We start from the raw sequence: 16,798 nt of genomic DNA, 5'->3' as shown, positions 1-16,798 counted from the left end.
CCGCCTCACAGCCGCGTCGCCCCCAGCGCCTCGGGCGCGAGGTAACGGGTGGCGGATATCCCGCCATCGACCGCAATGGTCTGGCCGTTGACGAACCCGGCCCGGTCCGAACACAGGAAGACCACCATTTCGGCAATGTCCTGCGCCGTGCAGTCGCGGGTCAGCGGGGTGAACTCGTGGTTGATCCGCCGGAAGGCATCGGCCTCCCAGAAGCTTTCGGTCATGCCCGTCTTCACGACAGTGGGTGCCACATAATTGCTGCGGATGCCGCGCGGTCCGTATTCCGCCGCCATCGTCTGCATGAGCCCGATCTGCCCGGCCTTGACTGTGCTGTAGGCCCCGCCCCCGCAGGTGCCATAGAGCCCCCAGGTCGAGCCGATGAAGATCACCGCCCCGCCCATGCCGTCGCCCCCCATGTGCGCCAGCGCCTCGCGGCACAGGCGGAACGGGGCGCGCAGCGAAATGCCGAGCACTTCGTCGAGCATGGCGTCGGTGGTCGCATCGACCGGGCCGATGTTGAAGGAGCCTGCGTTGTTGACGACAAAGTCGATCCGGCCGAAGCGCTCCATGGCGCGGGCCACCACCGCAGCGGGCCCCGCATCGGCGGCAAGATCGGCCACCGCGTAGTCAAATTCCATCTCCCCCTCGAGCCGCGCCTTGAGATCGGCGAGCGCAGCCTCGGTGCGCCCCGTTCCCAGGACCGCAACGCCCTCTTCGCCGAAACGCCGCACGATTGCCTCGCCAATCCCGCCGGCCGCGCCCGTCACGATGGCCACCTTGCGCGCGTTCATGCCACGATCTCCCCTTCATGTGCCGATTGGTCTTCGTCCCCACGTGCGGACGCACTGTTGCCCGCCCGCTCGGCAATGTCATTCGCTGCGACGAAGCCAAAGGTGAGCGCGGGCCCGATGGTCGCTCCGGCGCCCGGATAGCAATCGCCAAAGGGCGATCCCGCGCAGTTGCCCGCCGCGTAGAGATTGCCGATCGGCACGCCTGCCCCATCGAGCACGCGCGCACGCTCGTCGCAGCGTAGCCCCCCCTTGGTGCCCAGGTCCCCGTTGTTGATCGGCACCGCGTAGAACGGGGCCTTCGCAATGGCCCCAAGGCACGGGTTGGGCGCCACGCCAGGATCGCCGAACATCCGGTCATAGGCATTGCCTCCGCGCCCGAACTCGGGATCGGTCCCGCTCGCGGCGTGGGCGTTCATCCTGGCAACGCTCTTCTCCAGCGCGTCGACAGGCACATGGATCTGGCGCGCAAGGTCGGCCAGGCTTTCGGCACGGAAGAGGTAGTGCCCCCACCAATCGCCCGGCACCTTGGCATCGGGCATCAGCACATTGGGCATCAGGCCCCCTGCACTGAACTTCTCCCGGAAGGTCGCATCGAAGACGAGCCAGCATGGGCAATTCGCGCCCGTCGCCAGATGGTCCGCAACCATGGCCTGCCCGAAGCGGTCATAGCCCGTCGCCTCGTTGACGAAGCGCACACCCTTGCGGTTGACGCACAGGCTATGCGGGCGCCCGACGTCAAAGGCGGCCTGGTGGATCTCGTGAAAGTTGGAAGCCCGGGGCATCGGCAGCTGCATGGTTGGAATCCACCAGCCCTGTTCGGTGTGCTCGGTGCTCGCCCCGATCTTCTCGCCCGCGATCAGCGCCTCGCCGCGGTTGGCATCCTCCGGGGTGGAGCTGTGGCGTGTGCGGCCGGGGACGGGGTAGAAGCGCTCGCGCAGTTCCTGGTTCCACTCAAAGCCACCCGCGGCCAGCACCACACCATGGCGCGCGGCAATGGTGTAGCGGCGGCCATAGTTGTCGACTTCCAGCGCGCAGACGCGCCCTTGCGCGTCGGTCTGCAATTCGACAAGCGCGGTCTCGGTGCGCAATTCCACCCCGCGCGCGAGCACTTTTTCATAGATCTCGCCCATGAGCGCGGCGCCTTGCGTGAAACGCCGGTCGCGCCGCCCCACCTTGCGCGTCTCCCGGTCGAGCCAGTAGCGGCGCAGGATGTTGGTGACGGTGCGCCGCCAGCCCTTGGCCTGCATCATCAGCGTGAAGGTCTCGGTGAGGTCCATGGCGTAGCGCCCGAACAGCTTGAAGCGGTTGTACTGCTCGCGCATCGCCGGGTAGACGCTGTCGCCCAGCCGCCGTCCGTCAAAGGTCGGCACGACCAGCGAGCGGTCGCTGCGCGCGCCGGGCCGGTCGGGGAAATAGTCCGGCCAGACGCCCGAGGCGACGGGCACCCCCGCGGCGTTCAGGAACGCGAGCATCAGGGGCGCCATGTCCACGTAGGCCTCGAGGCGCGCCGCGTTCACCGGCACCGTGATGATCGCGCGCAAATATTCGAGCGCCGCCTCACGGGTATCGCCCACGTCGCCATCAAGGCCGTGGTTGGGGACCCACATGACCCCGCCCGAGACCGCCGAAGTCCCGCCGAACTTGCGCTCCTTCTCGACGATGAGGACCGAAAGACCGCGCTCCGCTGCGCGAAGGGCCGCCATCGCGCCCGCCGCGCCGGAGCCCACGACGACGACATCAAAACTCTCCTGCGCGCTCATGAGCGGGGCACTCCCTCAAGGTGCGAGCCGGGCGGGAAGATGAAGTATTCAAGGAAGTGGCCGGTCTCCGCGCGCGCATCGAAATAGGCATATTCGCCCCCCATCGTCTCGGCCGCGACGGGGCGGGCGTAGCGCGCCTTTGCGGCCTCCAGCTGGCGGTCGAAGTCGGCGCGCTGCGCAAAATGGCGGCCGAGGTGATGGAAACGCTTGGCATAGCCCGTTTCAGGAAGGCCCGCACGGTAGACCGCGCAGTCGCCTGCGACGGGCTCGATCACCTCGAACTGCAGGTCCCCCTTGAAGGCAAGCGCGAAGTGGCAGACCGCCTTCGTGCCGGGCCCTGTATCAAACTCGGCCTCGGGCATCTCCATCCAGGCGGCGATGTCGTGCTGCGCGCCCAGTTCCTCCAGCGCGCGCCGCCAGTCGGTCGTGACATAGGCGAATTGATAGTAGTCCTGCTGCGCCATCGCTCTCTCCCGATGTTCGTGCCTGGCGGTTCAGCCGCCCTTTCTGAATTCCTGTGCGCGGCCGGTTTCGCGGCCGTTTTGCCATTGATCGCGCCAGCGAATTGCGCGCGGGCGAATTGCGCGCCGCCCCCCTCGCGCGGCATGCCCAAAGGCATGACCGACACCAGCTACACGGCCGCCGCCCCGCTCGATTCGCTGCCCGAAGGCGGCGTTGCCAAGGTCGACATCGACGGGATCTCGATCCTCCTGTGCCGCAGCAAGGGGCAGGTCTTCGCGGTGCGCAACAAGTGCAGCCATGCCGACGAGGAACTGGCCTGCGGGCGCATGCGCAGCGGCTGGATCGCCTGCCCCGCGCATGGCGCGCGCTTCCGCCTCGAAACCGGTGAGGCGATGAACCCGCCCGCGACCGAGCCGATCCAGACCTTCCCCGTGCGGGTCGTCGAAGGCATGATCGAGGTGAAGATCTGAGCCCACCGGACGCACTCCTTGCCTAGGCCGCGCCCTGCGCCAGGAGGCGCTCGGCAAGGGTGCGGATCGCGGCGGGCTTCACCTTCTCGTTGCCCGTGATCGCAAAGTCCTCCTCCCGGCAGACCAGGACCTGGCGGGGCACCTTGAAACTGGCAAGCCGGGCCTTCAGGTGCGTAATCAGCGCGTCCTCATCGATCACGGCCCCCGCGATGGGCACAAGGCAGGTCACGACCCGCTCACCCAGCAGTGGATCAGCCACCCCCACGGTCTGCGCGCGCTTGACGCCGGGCCAGTTGGCGACCAGCTCGTCGATCTCCTCGGGCGCGACATTGGCCCCGCCGGTCTTGATCATCGCGGTCAGCCGCCCCTCCCAGAAGAAACGCCCCTGCGCATCGACGCGTCCGCCATCGCCGGTGCAATAGAAGCCCTGGGCATCGAAGCAGTCCTCGTCTCGCTTGCCCAGATACCCGCTCATCAGCGTCGGGCCCTTGATGCACATCTCGCCATGCGCACCTACCGGCACGGCCTCTCGCGTCTCGGGATCGACGATCTTGAGTTCGTTGCCGGGCAGGGGCACGCCGTAGCTGCCGGCGTAGTCCTCTTGGCTGGCATGATGGCCGATCGAGGTGCACAGCGACATGGTCTCGGTCGTCCCGAAGGTCTGCGGAACCTCCCAGTCCGCCGAACAGGTGGGATGGGCGTAGACCAGTTCGCCGCGCGGCACGTAACGCAGAGAGGACAGGTCGGCCCCGGCCCACTTTGGCGAGGCCTGAAGACGCGCCCACTGGTGCGGGCGGCCATTGGCAAACGTGACCTTCTCCGCCGCAATCACGCGCAGCGCCTCGTCCGCGTCGAAATAGCGCTGGAGGACCACGCAGCCACCGGTCGAAAGGCCGGTGCCCACCACCATCGAGATGTTGCCCGACCAGAAGAAGCCGTTGCCCGTCCAGGCGCGAACGGGCTCTGTCATTCCAAACAGGCGCGGCCAGCGCCACCACTGGATCGCGAAGGCCTGCTGGCTATGCGCAATGCCCTTGGGCAGACTCGTCGTTCCCGAGGAGAAGAAGATGCCGCCCGGATCCTCGGGCGTGACCTGGGCCAGACGCGCATCGACGTCCCTTGCGGACACACCCTCCCCGCCCGCGCGCCACGCCGCCCAGTCGCGAATGGCCCCGCGCGGCGCCCCGCCAAGAGCCACAAGCGCGCGCAAGGCCGGGAAACGGGCCGAAACAAAGGTTTCGGGCGAGGTGGCCGCCAGCGCGGGCTCCAGGTCCTCCAGCATGGCCACGAAGTCGGTCTTGAGAACGCACGCTTCGAACAGCAGCGTGCGGATTTCGGAAGCCCCGATCAGGTGCGCCAGTTCCTCCGGCGTGGAAAAGGTGGAGAGCGCCACCGCGACACCGCCCGCAAGCGCGATACCGAAGAAGGCCGAGAGGAATTCGGGCCGGTTGGTCATCAGGATGCCGATCCGTGCCCCCGGCTCCATGCCCTGCGCCAGGAGCGCGCGGGCCGTTGTCCTGGCCTCGTCCCAGAGCGCGTCATAAGTCCAGGACAGCCGCTCGCCCCCCTCGTTGAAGACGACCGCTTCGGCCGGGCCATAGCGCGCCGTCACCTCGCGCAGATAGCCCCCGATGGTGCGCGCGCCGATGCCGGGCTCCTCGTCCAGCGGGATCGCGACAACACGCGAGAGGCCACTGTCACCGGGCGCCTCGCGCACCAGATCGGAGAGCACGCTCATCGCACGTGGGGCAGCGCGACATCGGCGCTGCCGGTCAGGATCGTGTCGCCGTCCTGCGTGGTCAGGCGGGTCTTGATGCGTACGGTCGGCATGCCGAATTCGCTGGTCTCGAACTTCTCGACAACCTCGCCCTCGAAGAAGGTGACGTCGCCTTCGAAGGCGGGTTTGCGAAACTGCGTCTTCGAATGCCAGACATAGCCCCCGTGCCCGGCCCAGTAGGCCACGTAGTCAAGGTGCCACGCGTTCATCGAGGCGCCGTAACCATAGGTCCCGCCCATGCCGATCTTCTCGGCCTTGGCCGGGTTCAGGTGGCCGCTGGAGGGACCGTAGTAGAGCCCGTCCTTCTGTCGCGGATCGATCTTCTGCGCTTCGAAATCATAGGTCATGTCCTTGTCGAACCCGGCGTTCTCCTTGGCCGGATCCTGATACCCCTCGGGCGGGTTCCAGCGCCAGGTGCCCCAGATGTTCTGGCGGTGCGCGCGGTACTCGAAACCGAAGGTGAGCGGCGTGTGCGGACCGATTACCCGGCGCGGGAGCGTGTCGCCCACCGTGACCGCGTGCCAGTTGGGCGTCGCGCCCTCACGGTTGGAGAGGATCCAGTCGAGCCGGATGCGGTCGATCTCCTCCATCTCGGCGGCGGTCCAGCTTTTCACCCCGCGGCTTTCCTTGCCATAGACCCCGCGCCGGTTGGCCTCCTCGCGCAAGTAGCGGATCGAGGTCGCGCGCTCCTTGGCAAAGAGCGTGCCGTCCTCGCGGTAATGGTAGGTGTCGCCGTCCGAGAACATGGTGGGCCCGGCGAAGCTGGTGTCGGTGACCTTGTAACCGGCGAAGAAGCGTTCCTGGCGCAGGAAGTCACCGGGGCGGATACGCCCGCCGTAGAACCACCATTCCTCCCCCCCGAAGATAAGGTGGGTGCCTGGCACGTTGCCGATGCACGAGGGATGGCAGCCATGGCCATAGTCCATCGCGACAGTGAAGCTCTGCGGGGCAATGATTCCGCCAAAGCGCGAGGCGCGCGCGGCTTCCTCATCGTAATGGAGCGGGTTCGCGTAGTCGAGCGCCTGAACCCAGCGGCGGATTTCCGTCGCGCTGGCAGGGTCCCACATCTCGGCAAAGACGACCTGTTTGCCGACGTAGCGGTCGACATCGCGGGTATCGAGGATGAGGTCGGTCTCGGGACTGGTCTGCGCCATGGTCGGTACCTTCAATCGATGGGTTCAGGAGCGCCGCGCCCGACATAGTCAGCGAGCACGCGGTGGAAATTGACGATGGCCTTTTCCTCGACGGGGCTGGGGTAGATCCCTGCAAAGGCGCGCGAGCGCAGGCCCTGCTGGACCGCCTCCATGTTCGAGAAATCCTGGCACAGGACCTTGCGCCAGTTCGCCTCGGTCATCTCGGGGCGGTAGAGGTTCTCGGGCCGCGGCTCTGCGCCTTCGGGGAACTTCTCGAGCGTATAGACCTCGAAGATGCAGCGGTTCGGGTCCTCACCGCAGGGCCGCGCGCGGTAGCACAGCGCGAAGACCGGACCATGCACGATGACCGTGTTGGGGAATATGTGCAGGACATTGCCGACCTTGGCGAAATGGGCCGGGTCGATCCGGGGCCAGAGCACGCCGCGCTTGGCGTCTTCCTCGATCGTGCGCTTCATGAGGTGCATCTGCACCTCGGCAGGTGGTGTACCCTCGGGCAGTTCGCTGGGCAGGAGATTGGCGACATCGACCATGGTCTGCGTGGTCGTCGCGTTCACTTCCTCCCACAGCTGGTTGAGCGAATGCTTGAGCCCCTCACGCATGTCCGCCGCACCGGCCGCCCCGCTGCTCGCCCCGCCCGAGCCTTCCCGCGCGGCCGAACCGAACACCCCGTGCAGGCCCCAGGCATCGCTCCAGGTCGGCTTGACCGAAAACTTGGTGAGCTGCGGATGGGTACCCGCGACATGGTAGCCCTCGTTGAAGGCCTCGATGGCCACTTTCCAGTTGCAGGGAAAGGTGAGGTACTGGCGCCAGCGATAGCGCATCTTCTCGAACTCGAAGGGCGCAAGGTTGCTCGCCACTTCGCCCAGATACTCGGCAAGCGGCGGCGCATCCTCGTCCATCGTCACGAAGACCCACCCGCCCCAGGTCGCCGCGCGGACCGACAGCAGCGGCACGTCCTCCTTGCCGAGCGCCCCGTCCCAGGCATCGCCCCGCGTCATGCCAAGGCACGCGCCGGACAAGTCCCAGCTCCAGGCGTGGAAAGGACAGGTGAAGCCTTTCCTGTTCCCGCAGCCTTCGGCGAGGCGCCGCGCGCGGTGGCGACACAGGTTGTGAAAGGCGCGGATGTCCCCGTCCTGCCCGCGCACGACAATCACCGAATCCTCGGCGATGTCATAGGTCACATAGTCCCCGGGGGCCGCGACCTCCTCCTCGCGGCAGGCGATCTGCCAGACCCGCGGCCAGAGCCGCTCGGCCTCGGCCCGCGCGTAGTCGGGGGAGACATAGGCCTCGTTCCCGATGCGGACCGCGCGGTCGATCAACCGCTTCTCGACGCTTGCCTGCACGCTCATCGCATTTCCTCTCCGGTTTTTCCTCTCCGGGTCCTGCCGAACCTAGGCGATGACCTCGCCAATGGCCTCGCCCGGAGCGCAAGCATCGCTCGCCCGATCCCTGAATTCCGGCAGCGTGCGGGCGACGAGCGCGCGCCACGCGGCCATGCTTTCCTCCTTCACCGGACCGTAGCCACGCACGCCGCTCACGCTCTGGGCGATCTCGATGGCACGCGCGGCATTTTGCGCGCTCAGCCCTTGTGCCAGTTCGCGCAGCAACGCGCCGTACTCCTGCACCAGAGCGCGCTCTGCTCGCCGCTCGGCGCTGTACCCGAAGGGATCGAAAGGCCCTCCGCGCAGGCGTTTGCCTCGCGCCAGCAGACGCAGGGGCGGGAATATCCAGGACCCGAAGCGGATCTTGCGCGGTCGTCCGGTCTTGCGGTCACGGCCCAGCGGCAGGAAGGGCGGCGCCAGGTTGAGCGCAATGCGCACCTCCCCGTCGAACGCCGCGTCCACAGAGCGCGCAAACTCGGGCCGGGTGTAGAGCCGGGCGACCTCATACTCGTCCTTGTAGGCCATGAGCCGGGCAAGCTGGCGCGCGGCCGTGCGCAAGAACCTGTCCCCTACGTCCCCGGCTTCCGGCGAAATCCCGGCGCGCAGGTCCGCCATGCGCTCGCGATAGGCGCGCGCGTAGGCCCCATCCTGATAGGCCTCGAGATGCGCTGCGCTGCTGTCGAGCACGCCCTCCAGCGTCTCCGGCTCGTCGCGGCCTGTGTCCGCCAGGCCAGCCAGACGCTCCAGACGGCCCGGATCATGCGCGGCCAACCGGCCCAGCGCCAATGCCTTGCAATTGGCTCCAACCGCCGTGCCGTTGAGCGCCAAGGCCTCCTCGATCGCCGCCAGCGTAACCGGCAGGAGGCCCTTCTGCGCGGCATAGCCGACCATCAGGAAATTGGTGAAGATCGCATCGCCCAGGAGCGCGCTCGCCAGGTCACCCGCGTGCACCGCAAAGGCGCGCGCGGGATCACCCCGCTGCTCCAGCGCGGAGAGGAAGCGTGCCGCCGACAGGTCGAGGCCGGAGTTGGTCTGGAACTCGGCCGTGGGCGCGACGTCCTCGTTGGCGACGAGCGTGGTCCCGGGCCCCTGCGCGCGCCGCACATCGGGTGCACTCGCCACGACGAGATCGCAGGCGAGGATGACGTCGGCCTGCTCGGTGCCGACCCGCGCGCAGGGGATCTGCGCAGGCTCGGGCGCGATGCGTAAGTGGCTGACGACCGCCCCGCCCTTTTGCGCCATACCGGTCATGTCGAGCAGGCTGGCCGCCTTGCCCTCGATCTGTGCAGCCATCGCCAGCACCGCACCGACGGTCAGAACGCCTGTCCCGCCGATTCCGGTCACGAGCATATTGAAGCCCTGCGCGCACGACACGCACGCCGGTTCGGGCAGGGCCGCAAGCTCGCCCTCAAGCCCGTCGAGATCCGCCATGCGCCTCGCCGGGCGCCCACCCTCCACGGTCACGAAGGAAGGGCAAAAGCCCTTGATGCAAGTAAAATCCTTGTTGCAGGTCGACTGGTTGATGCGGCGCTTGCGGCCCCATTCGGTGTCGACCGGCTCGATGCTGAGGCAGTTGGACTGAACCGAGCAGTCGCCGCAGCCCTCGCACACGGCCGCGTTGATGAAGAGGCGCGTATCGGGATCGGCGAGCTGGCCGCGCTTGCGGCGGCGACGCTTCTCGTTGGCGCAGGTCTGCTCGTAGAGGATCGCCGAGGTGCCCTTCACCTCACGCAGGTCACGCTGCACGCGCTCCAGCTCATCGCGGTGGAGGACGCGCACCTTGGCGGGCAGCCCCTCGCGCGCGAAAGCCTCGGGCGCCTCGCTCACGACCACGACCGGATCGACACCCTCGGTCACCAGCTCGCGCACGATCTGCTGGGGAGTGAGCCCGCCTTCCATCGGCTGCCCCCCGGTCATCGCGACGGCATCGTTGTAAAGGATCTTGTAGGTGACCGCGCTCTTCGCCGCGACCGAAGCGCGGATCGCCAGCAGCCCGGAATGGGTATAAGTGCCATCGCCCAGGTTCTGGAAATAGTGCGGGGTATCGACGAAATGCTGCGCAGCAATCCAGGGCGTGCCCTCGCTCCCCATGCCCACCGTCTGCATCGTGCGGCGGCCGGGCATGTAATGGGCAAGGCCATGGCATCCGGTCGCCCCCATCGCCGAACTGCCCTCGGGAACCTGGGTGCTGCGGTTGTGGGGACAGCCCGAGCAGAAATAGGCCGGGCGCGCCGCGACCATCGACAGGCCTTGCGCGCGTTCATCGGACGCCGCCAGAGCCTCGGCCCGCGTATCGAGCGGCGGATCGCTGCGGCCCAGATCCCGCAATCGCCTGACCAGCCCCGCGCGCACCTCGCTCGGGTCCAGCACCCCCTCGGCGCGCAGCAGGGGCCTGCCCTGCGGATCGGTCTTGCCCGAAAGCGCAGGAGCCTGCGATGCGCCGTAGAGGATCCGCGCGATCTGGTCCTCGATCCAGCCCCGCTTTTCCTCTATCACCAGGACTTCGCGCGCAGGTGCGCAGACGTGCTTCACGATCTCGGGATCGACCGGCCAGGTCAGCGCGAGTTTCAGGACAGTGATGCCCAGTTCCCGGCACCGCGCGGCATCCAAACCAAGATCGAGAAGCGCCTGCGCGGTGTCGAGCCAGGCCTTGCCCGCCGTCACGATGACAAGCCCTCCGCGCGTGTCCGCCTGTCCATGCGTGACCCGGTCAAGCCGGTTCGCGCGCACGAAGGCGTGCGCTGCGGGCAGGCGGTGGCGCACCGTCAGCGCCTCCTGTTCCAGCGCGGACATGCCTTCGCGCAAATTGCGGACCGGGCCGGGCGCGTTGGGGGTGTGAATAGGAAATGTCCAGCCTGGCAGGTCGACACTTGCCGTCAGATCGAGCGTGTCGGTCACCGCCTTCATCCCGCAGTACAGGCCGGAATGACGCGAAAGCGCCCAACCGTACTGCCCATAGGCCAGGATCTCGGCGTTGGTGGCGGGATAGAGCGTGGGCACAAAGGCTGCGGCCAGGTTCTGGTCGGACTGGTGCGCGCTGGCCGAGCTTTTTGCCGCATGGTCATCGCCTGCCAGAAGGAGCACACCGCCCCGGTGCGCGGCACCTTCCAGGTTGCCCAGCTTGAGCGCCTCGTGCGCGCGGTCGACGCCGATGCCCTTGGCGTACCACAGCGCGAAGACCCCCTCGACACGCGGCGTGCCGAACCAGCCCAGTTGCTGCGTGCCGCGCAGCGACGTCGCGGCCAGTTCCTCGTTGAGGCCCGGCTCGAAACGGATATCGTGTTCGGCCAGTAATTCCCCCGCGCCCCAGAGCTGCGCGTCGAGCGTCGTCACCGGCGAGCCCCTGTAGCCGCTCACATAGCCCGCACTCGCCACCCCCTCGGCCCGGTCGCGCCGCGCCTGGTCGAGCAGGAGGCGCACATAGGCCTGCAAGGCGCCGATCTGGATGCGCCCGCTCTCCTCGACGTACTTGTCGGTGAGCGTGGTGACACTCTTGGTCAAACGTGCCTCACTGCAGCGTCGCCCCGACAGCGAGGCGATGCGGCGTGCGGGCAGTTCCTGCGAGCGCCGAGCGCCCCGCGCCCTCACGCTCCCGGTAATCGCGCGGGTTGAGCCCGAAGACCTGTTTGAACTTGCGGCTGAAATGGGCGGTGCTCTTGAAGCCGACCCCGTAGGCGACCTCGCTGATCGCAACCGCGCGCGGATCGCTGCGGCCCAGCCATTCCTTCGCCTTCTCCAGCCGCTTCGACCATACCAGCTCGGAAAATGTATGTCCGGTGCCCTGGAGCAGGAGCGAGAGATAGCGCGGGCTGAGCGCGCACCCCTCGCCAACCATGGCCATGCACAAGTTCGGGTCGGAGAGGTGAATCTCGATGAAGCGCAGGACCTCCTCAAGCCGCTGCTCGCTGAGCGTACGGCGCGGCGGGCGCGCCCTGGCCTCTTCGTCGAGGGCAAGTCCGATCAGACGGCAGGCGGTTTCGGTCAGCAGCTGCATGGCCTCGCCGCCAAGAGCATCGCCCTCCTCGAAGACCTGCGCCAGGATCAAGCCCGCAGTCGCGACCGCACGGCAGTCGGCATCCAGAGCCGCGCAATCCTCCACTTCGCCGCGCAGGAATCCGCGCAGGACATGGGTCGGTACCGTCATGTGCAGGACATCGAGCACTTCGCCCGCCGGCGGCTCGAGCTCGATGAAAAAGGGCGACATCGACCGGGTGAGCAGGAACCCACCCGGCGCAACGGTCAGGCGCCCCTGCCGGTTGGAATACTTGAGGCGCCCCTTGCGCACGAACCACAAGACACTGAGGTCGCTGGCGTTCGTGCGGATATGGCGCTGGGTGCGACGAAAGAACTGGCGCGTCGCCGCGCGTGTCTCGATGATCGTGCAACTGCCGCTGGTACGCTTACGGGCGCGCACCTCGACCGGCATCGTCTCATCGATCCAGAAATCGCCTTCGTAGTATTCACTGCGGCCTGGGCCGCGAAACATGTTCTGGCAGTCGCGGTAGTTGTCCGCATCGAGCGCAAAGAGCGTCTCGGGCATACCCGTTCTCCCGTCGGGACCGGGTCTTGGCGCCCTGGTCCGCTGCCCTGCACCCTAGGCCACGCCTGCAAGCCAGCGCCTGACCGCAGGCGCAAGGGCTTCGACAATCTGCGCAAGATCGCGCGCGCAACGCCGGCGGGCCGAAGTCCGCGCAATGGTGCCGATCAGTCCTTGGCCGCGCGCCCCTTGCGGCTGAGCCGCCATTCAGGAGGATAGTTAAGGTCGTTGTTCTTGACCGTCCTGGCTATGCCGCCCGCAAAGGCATCGCCGCCCAAGTCCACGCCCGTCTCGCGGTCGGGCTTCATGGCGGGCAGCATTCCCTCCAGCCAGCCGGTGAGCAGGCTTCCCAGGTACTCGCCCCGATACTGCTTGTAGGCTTCGAAGAAGGTCTTTTGCGCCACCACCACGTCGAGCGGGCGCGAGCGCGAACAGGCATCGGCGTACTTGGCGACCTCGGCCTCAAGGTCTGCGCGCGGCACGACCGAGTTGACGAAATTGCAGTCGGCCATCTCGTCGGCCGTGAAGGGACGCCCCGTGAAGACCATCTCGACGAACTTGCGGTAGCCCATCGTCTCCAGCCAGCTCCACATGCGCGGCCCCCAGCCCGCATAGCGGAACGAGGGGTGCCCGAAGAGCGCATCGTCCGAGGCAATCACCATATCGGCATCGCCGCACTGGTAGAAATGCCAGCCATAGCAATAGCCCTTGGCCTCGACGATGCTGATCTTCTTGAATTCCTGGAGCGGACGCTGCCCTGCGGCCGCGCGCGTGTAGTAGTCGGTCAGCGAGTGGAGGTGGCGGTAGGAACCTGGCGGCGGCCAGGCGACGTCCTCGTCCGGGTCGATCTCCAGGTCGGGCAGGAAGCTCTCCCCGTCCTTGGGGTTGAGGTACATGTCGCCGTGCTCATCCAGGTCGCCTCCGGTGCCCAGATCTTCCCCCTCGCCGCGAATGACGAGGACCTTCACCTCGTCATCGACATTGGCGCGGTGGACATAGTCGGCATAGAGCATGCGCATGCCGATCGTGGTCGCGTTGCCGCGCGCCGGGCGCACCAGCGTCAGCGTCGCGATGCGGCGCTCGGTGTCCTTTTCGTAGCGCACGTAGGCGCGCGCGGCCTCGCGGTGTTCCTGGGGTGTCTTCATTTCGGCCATTGGGCTCTCTCCCGTTCACGTGACGGCACGCTGCCAGCGCCGTTTCCGGCTGCCCAGCCGCAGGCCAACTCATCGCCCGTGCAGTGTCATCGGTGTTGGACCCCGCGCGCGAGGCGGCGTAGAACTGCACGCTCGATGAGCGAGGATGCGATCTTCTTCGGCCTCGAAGGCCCGCTCGATGCGGTGCCGGGCAAAGGCCAGATGCGCGCGGCGAACCTGCGCGGCTTTTCCGATTTCGCGCGGGGGCATGGGCGCGATGCGCGCGCCATCCTCGAGCGCACCGGGATCGACATGCGCGCGCTGGGCGATCCCGACAGCCACGTCGGCGCGCAGGCGCTGGTCGACACCTTCGAATACTGCAGCTCCCTGTTCGAGGATCCGCTGTTCGGCCTCCACTTCGCGCAAGGTCAGGACGCCGAGGTGTTCGGCTGCATCACCGCGCTCGCCCGCGCCGCGGCAGACCTGCGCACCGCCATCGACGCGCTTGTCAGTTACCTGCCCATCATCCACTCGCCCGAAGCCGCCCCCGAACTGGTCGAGGGCGAGCGCAGCGCGGAACTGCGCTGGGGCGTGGTCCATGACCTTGGCATCAATGACCAGGCCAACCTGCAGGCCGTGGTGCTGCAGATGAAGCTGCTGCGCCAGCTGGGCGGAGCGGACTTCACGCCGCGCTATGTCCAGCTCGCCATCGATCCGCGCCCTTGCGACGTCGCGGAGATCGAGCGCGTGGTCGGCTGCCGCCTGCACGTGCGTGCGCCGGTCAACGCCATCGGCTTCCAGCGCGCCCATCTCGACCTGCCGCTCGCCAGCAGCAACCGGCTCCTCTACCGCCTGCTCGGCGGCTATCTCGACCGCGTGCGCTCTGCGAACCGGATCACCTTCACCCAGCGGGTGCGCGACTACATCCGCGGCGACCTGCCCAAGGGGCACTGCACGATCGAGCGCGCCGCCGAGCGCTTTGCGGTCTCGGTCCGCACGCTCCAGGGCCGCCTTGCCGAGGAGCAGACCTCGTTCAGCGCGATGGTGGAGGACGTGCGCCGCACGCTTGCCGAGAGCTACCTGCGCCGCCCCGATGCCAGCCTCGACGAGATTGCCGAGTGGCTGGGGTATGGTGAGCAGACCAGCTTCGGCCGGGCCTTCAAGCGCTGGACCGGTACCACGCCGCAAAAGTACCGGCAGGACCTCAAGGTCTGATAGCGGCATGGCGTCCCACGCCTCCGATCAGCACCGCACCAGCATGTAGTCGCCCGCCGCATCGACCTCGGCGCGCCAGCTGGTGGGAACGACAATGGTGGTGAACGTCTCGGCGATGACCGCTGGCCCTGCCACGAAGTCGCCCGGCTCGAGCGCGGAACCCGCCACGATCGGCGTCTCGGCATAGCCCTCGCCCAGCTGGACCGGGCGCGTGCTCGCGATCTTCGCCGCGCGCGGGGACGGTGCTGCGCCCTTCCGGACTGGCGGGCTTGGCGTGGCCGCCCGGCTGACAAGACGTACGCCGGTCACCTCGGGCAGTTCATGCTCGCGGATATGGCCGTATTCCTCGGTGTGGCGGGCGTTGAACAGCGCCAGCGCGCTCTGCCCCAAGTCCCTGTCCAGCCACGCGAGATCGCTCAGCGCCCCATGTGCGACATCGAAAGTCAGCGCGAAGTTCTGCCCCGGATACCGCATGTTGAGCTGCCAGGAGGCGGCGACCTCGTCCTCGGCGAAACCGGCGGCCTGAAGGCTTTCCCGCGCACGTGCCGCCAGCTCCTCCCAGAGCATGCGCAGCCGTTCCAGCGGCAGGTCCTCGACCGGCGCGATAAGCGAGCGTTCCTCATCAACCGTAGGATCAGCCACCAGCGTACCGAGCGCAGAGAAAGTCGGGCTCGCGCGCGGGATCAGCACCCGTGCAATGCCCAGTTCCGCGGCCTGGATTGCGGCGAAAGCCGGGCCGTTGCCGCCATAGGCCAGCATGGTGAGCCCGGCCGGATCGACACCCTTGCTCGCCGTCGTGCGGCGGATGCCGTTGACCATGTTCGCGTTGACGAGGCGGAAGGCGTCGTAGGCGGTCTCCTGCGCGCTCTTGCCGAGGTCACGCCCGAGCGCGGCGAAAGCCTCCTCGACGCCGGCCCGCTGCAACGCGAAATCACCGCCCGCAAAACCCTCCTCGTCCGAGAGGATGCCCAGCAGAAGGAGCGCGTCAGTAACGGTCGGGCGCGTGCCACCCCGATCATAGCAGATCGGCCCCGGCACCGAGCCCGCGCTCTCCGGCCCCACCCGCAGGACACCGCCCGCAACCGAGACGATCGAGCCGCCGCCCGCCCCCAGCGTCTCCACCTTCACCATCGGCACACCGACAAGATAGCGGTGGTGCATGTTCCAGCCTGCCTCGGCGGGCGCGGCGCCGTCCTGCACGAGGCTCATGTCGTAGGACGTCCCGCCCATGTCCACGCACAGAAGGTCGCGGTAGCCTTTCGCGGCGCCGACATGGGCCGAGCCGATGACCCCGCCCGCCGGGCCCGAGGCGAGCACCCGCACCGGAGCGCCCTCGATGTAGTCGACGCTCATCACCCCGCCCGAAGCCTGCATCACCATCAGGCGGTTGGCGTAGCCCGCCTCTTCAAGACGCGTGACCAGCCGTTCCAGATAGTCCGCAACGCGCGGGGCGACGAAGGCGTTGACCACCGTCGTGCTGGTACGGTCGTATTCGGGCGCACGGGGCAGGACGCGGTGGCTCATCGAAATGCGCGCGCCGGGCATTTCCTCGGCCACGATCTCGGCCGTGCGGCGCTCATGCTCGGGATTGAGGAAGCTGAACAGCATGGCGATGGCGACCGAATCGACGCCCTGCTTGCGCAGCCGCGCGCATTCCTCGCGCACGCCGTCTTCGTCGAGCGCGAGATGCACCGAACCGTCCGCCATGATCCGCTCGCGCACCGGACGGCGGCGGCGGCGCGGCACGATCTGGGGCGGCGGGCGCAGCGTCGGATCCCAGATATCCTCCTTGAAGCCGCGCCGATACTCCATCTCGTCGCGAAAACCCTCGGTGCACAGGAGCCCCGTGGTTGCCCCATCCATCTCGATCAGCGCGTTGTCCGCGACGGTCGTGCCGTGCACGATCATGTCGCAGGCGCCGAGGAAAGCGCCGAGATCCAGCCCTTCCATCTGCGCCAGGCGTTCGAGCCCCTGCATCACGCCCAGCGAGCGATCCTCGGGCGTCGTCAGATTCTTGTAGAGGCGCACGTCCTCCTCCGCGCTGCCCAGGAGCGCGAAGTCGGTGAAGGTGCCGCCGATATCGATGCCGACCCTGTAGGCCATCCCGTCCCCCGTCT

At 67.7% G+C, this 16,798-nt stretch carries 12 protein-coding genes; 2 read left to right on the top strand and 10 right to left on the bottom strand.

Annotated features, from left to right (window positions below; all coding sequences use genetic code 11):
• Window positions 1-5: 5 nt before the first annotated feature.
• The 3 genes from MTR65_RS16855 to MTR65_RS16845 are packed head-to-tail and all read right to left on the bottom strand — an operon-like array spanning window position 6 to window position 3,015.
• A complete protein-coding gene (locus MTR65_RS16855; protein WP_243802259.1) occupies window positions 6-791 on the bottom strand; it encodes an SDR family NAD(P)-dependent oxidoreductase in 786 nt (261 codons plus the stop codon).
• Window positions 788-2,551, bottom strand: a complete 1,764-nt coding sequence (locus MTR65_RS16850; RefSeq protein WP_243802257.1) for an FAD-dependent oxidoreductase — start codon at window positions 2,549-2,551, stop codon at window positions 788-790. Before MTR65_RS16850 ends, MTR65_RS16855 begins: the two co-directional genes overlap by 4 nt.
• Window positions 2,548-3,015, bottom strand: a complete 468-nt coding sequence (locus MTR65_RS16845) for a VOC family protein (protein WP_243802256.1) — start codon at window positions 3,013-3,015, stop codon at window positions 2,548-2,550. The genes MTR65_RS16850 and MTR65_RS16845 overlap by 4 nt, the downstream gene beginning before the upstream one ends.
• A 153-nt stretch (window positions 3,016-3,168) precedes the next feature.
• Between MTR65_RS16845 and MTR65_RS16840 the strand changes: the two genes are divergently transcribed.
• Window positions 3,169-3,483: a Rieske (2Fe-2S) protein gene (locus MTR65_RS16840; RefSeq protein WP_243802254.1), complete on the top strand. Its 315-nt coding sequence runs from the start codon at window positions 3,169-3,171 to the stop codon at window positions 3,481-3,483.
• A 22-nt stretch (window positions 3,484-3,505) separates the two neighbouring features.
• Here MTR65_RS16840 and MTR65_RS16835 read toward each other — a convergent pair whose 3' ends face one another.
• From MTR65_RS16835 to MTR65_RS16810, 6 genes are all read right to left on the bottom strand, one after another.
• The gene (locus tag MTR65_RS16835; protein ID WP_243802253.1) at window positions 3,506-5,221 is read right to left on the bottom strand and encodes a class I adenylate-forming enzyme family protein; all 1,716 of its coding nucleotides are present in this window, start codon (window positions 5,219-5,221) and stop codon (window positions 3,506-3,508) included.
• The gene (locus tag MTR65_RS16830) at window positions 5,218-6,414 is read right to left on the bottom strand and encodes a MaoC family dehydratase (protein ID WP_243802251.1); all 1,197 of its coding nucleotides are present in this window, start codon (window positions 6,412-6,414) and stop codon (window positions 5,218-5,220) included. The genes MTR65_RS16835 and MTR65_RS16830 overlap by 4 nt, the downstream gene beginning before the upstream one ends.
• Window positions 6,415-6,425: 11 nt before the next feature.
• A complete protein-coding gene (locus tag MTR65_RS16825; RefSeq protein ID WP_243802249.1) occupies window positions 6,426-7,763 on the bottom strand; it encodes an aromatic ring-hydroxylating oxygenase subunit alpha in 1,338 nt (445 codons plus the stop codon).
• Window positions 7,764-7,805: 42 nt separating this feature from the next.
• Window positions 7,806-11,297 (bottom strand): indolepyruvate ferredoxin oxidoreductase family protein, encoded by a 3,492-nt coding sequence (locus MTR65_RS16820; protein ID WP_243802247.1) that lies wholly within the window; start codon window positions 11,295-11,297, stop codon window positions 7,806-7,808.
• 7 nt (window positions 11,298-11,304) lie between these two features.
• A complete protein-coding gene (locus MTR65_RS16815; protein ID WP_243802246.1) occupies window positions 11,305-12,336 on the bottom strand; it encodes a helix-turn-helix transcriptional regulator in 1,032 nt (343 codons plus the stop codon).
• 164 nt (window positions 12,337-12,500) lie between these two features.
• Window positions 12,501-13,487: an enoyl-CoA hydratase/isomerase family protein gene (locus MTR65_RS16810; protein WP_243802244.1), complete on the bottom strand. Its 987-nt coding sequence runs from the start codon at window positions 13,485-13,487 to the stop codon at window positions 12,501-12,503.
• A 135-nt stretch (window positions 13,488-13,622) separates the two neighbouring features.
• On the opposite strand from MTR65_RS16810, the gene MTR65_RS16805 reads away from it, so the two are divergent.
• Window positions 13,623-14,681: a helix-turn-helix transcriptional regulator gene (locus tag MTR65_RS16805; RefSeq protein WP_243802242.1), complete on the top strand. Its 1,059-nt coding sequence runs from the start codon at window positions 13,623-13,625 to the stop codon at window positions 14,679-14,681.
• A gap of 27 nt (window positions 14,682-14,708) precedes the next feature.
• On the opposite strand, the gene MTR65_RS16800 is transcribed toward MTR65_RS16805, so the two are convergent.
• Complete coding sequence (locus MTR65_RS16800; protein ID WP_243802241.1) at window positions 14,709-16,784, bottom strand: hydantoinase/oxoprolinase family protein; 2,076 nt, start codon at window positions 16,782-16,784, stop codon at window positions 14,709-14,711.
• Between the last annotated feature and the right edge of the window lie 14 nt (window positions 16,785-16,798).

This window comes from Novosphingobium mangrovi (genome assembly GCF_022818885.1).
Taxonomy (GTDB): Bacteria; Pseudomonadota; Alphaproteobacteria; order Sphingomonadales; family Sphingomonadaceae; genus Novosphingobium; species Novosphingobium mangrovi.
The sequence above is the reverse complement of the archived record's forward strand: the minus strand, read 5'-3'. Positions and strand labels throughout refer to the sequence as shown.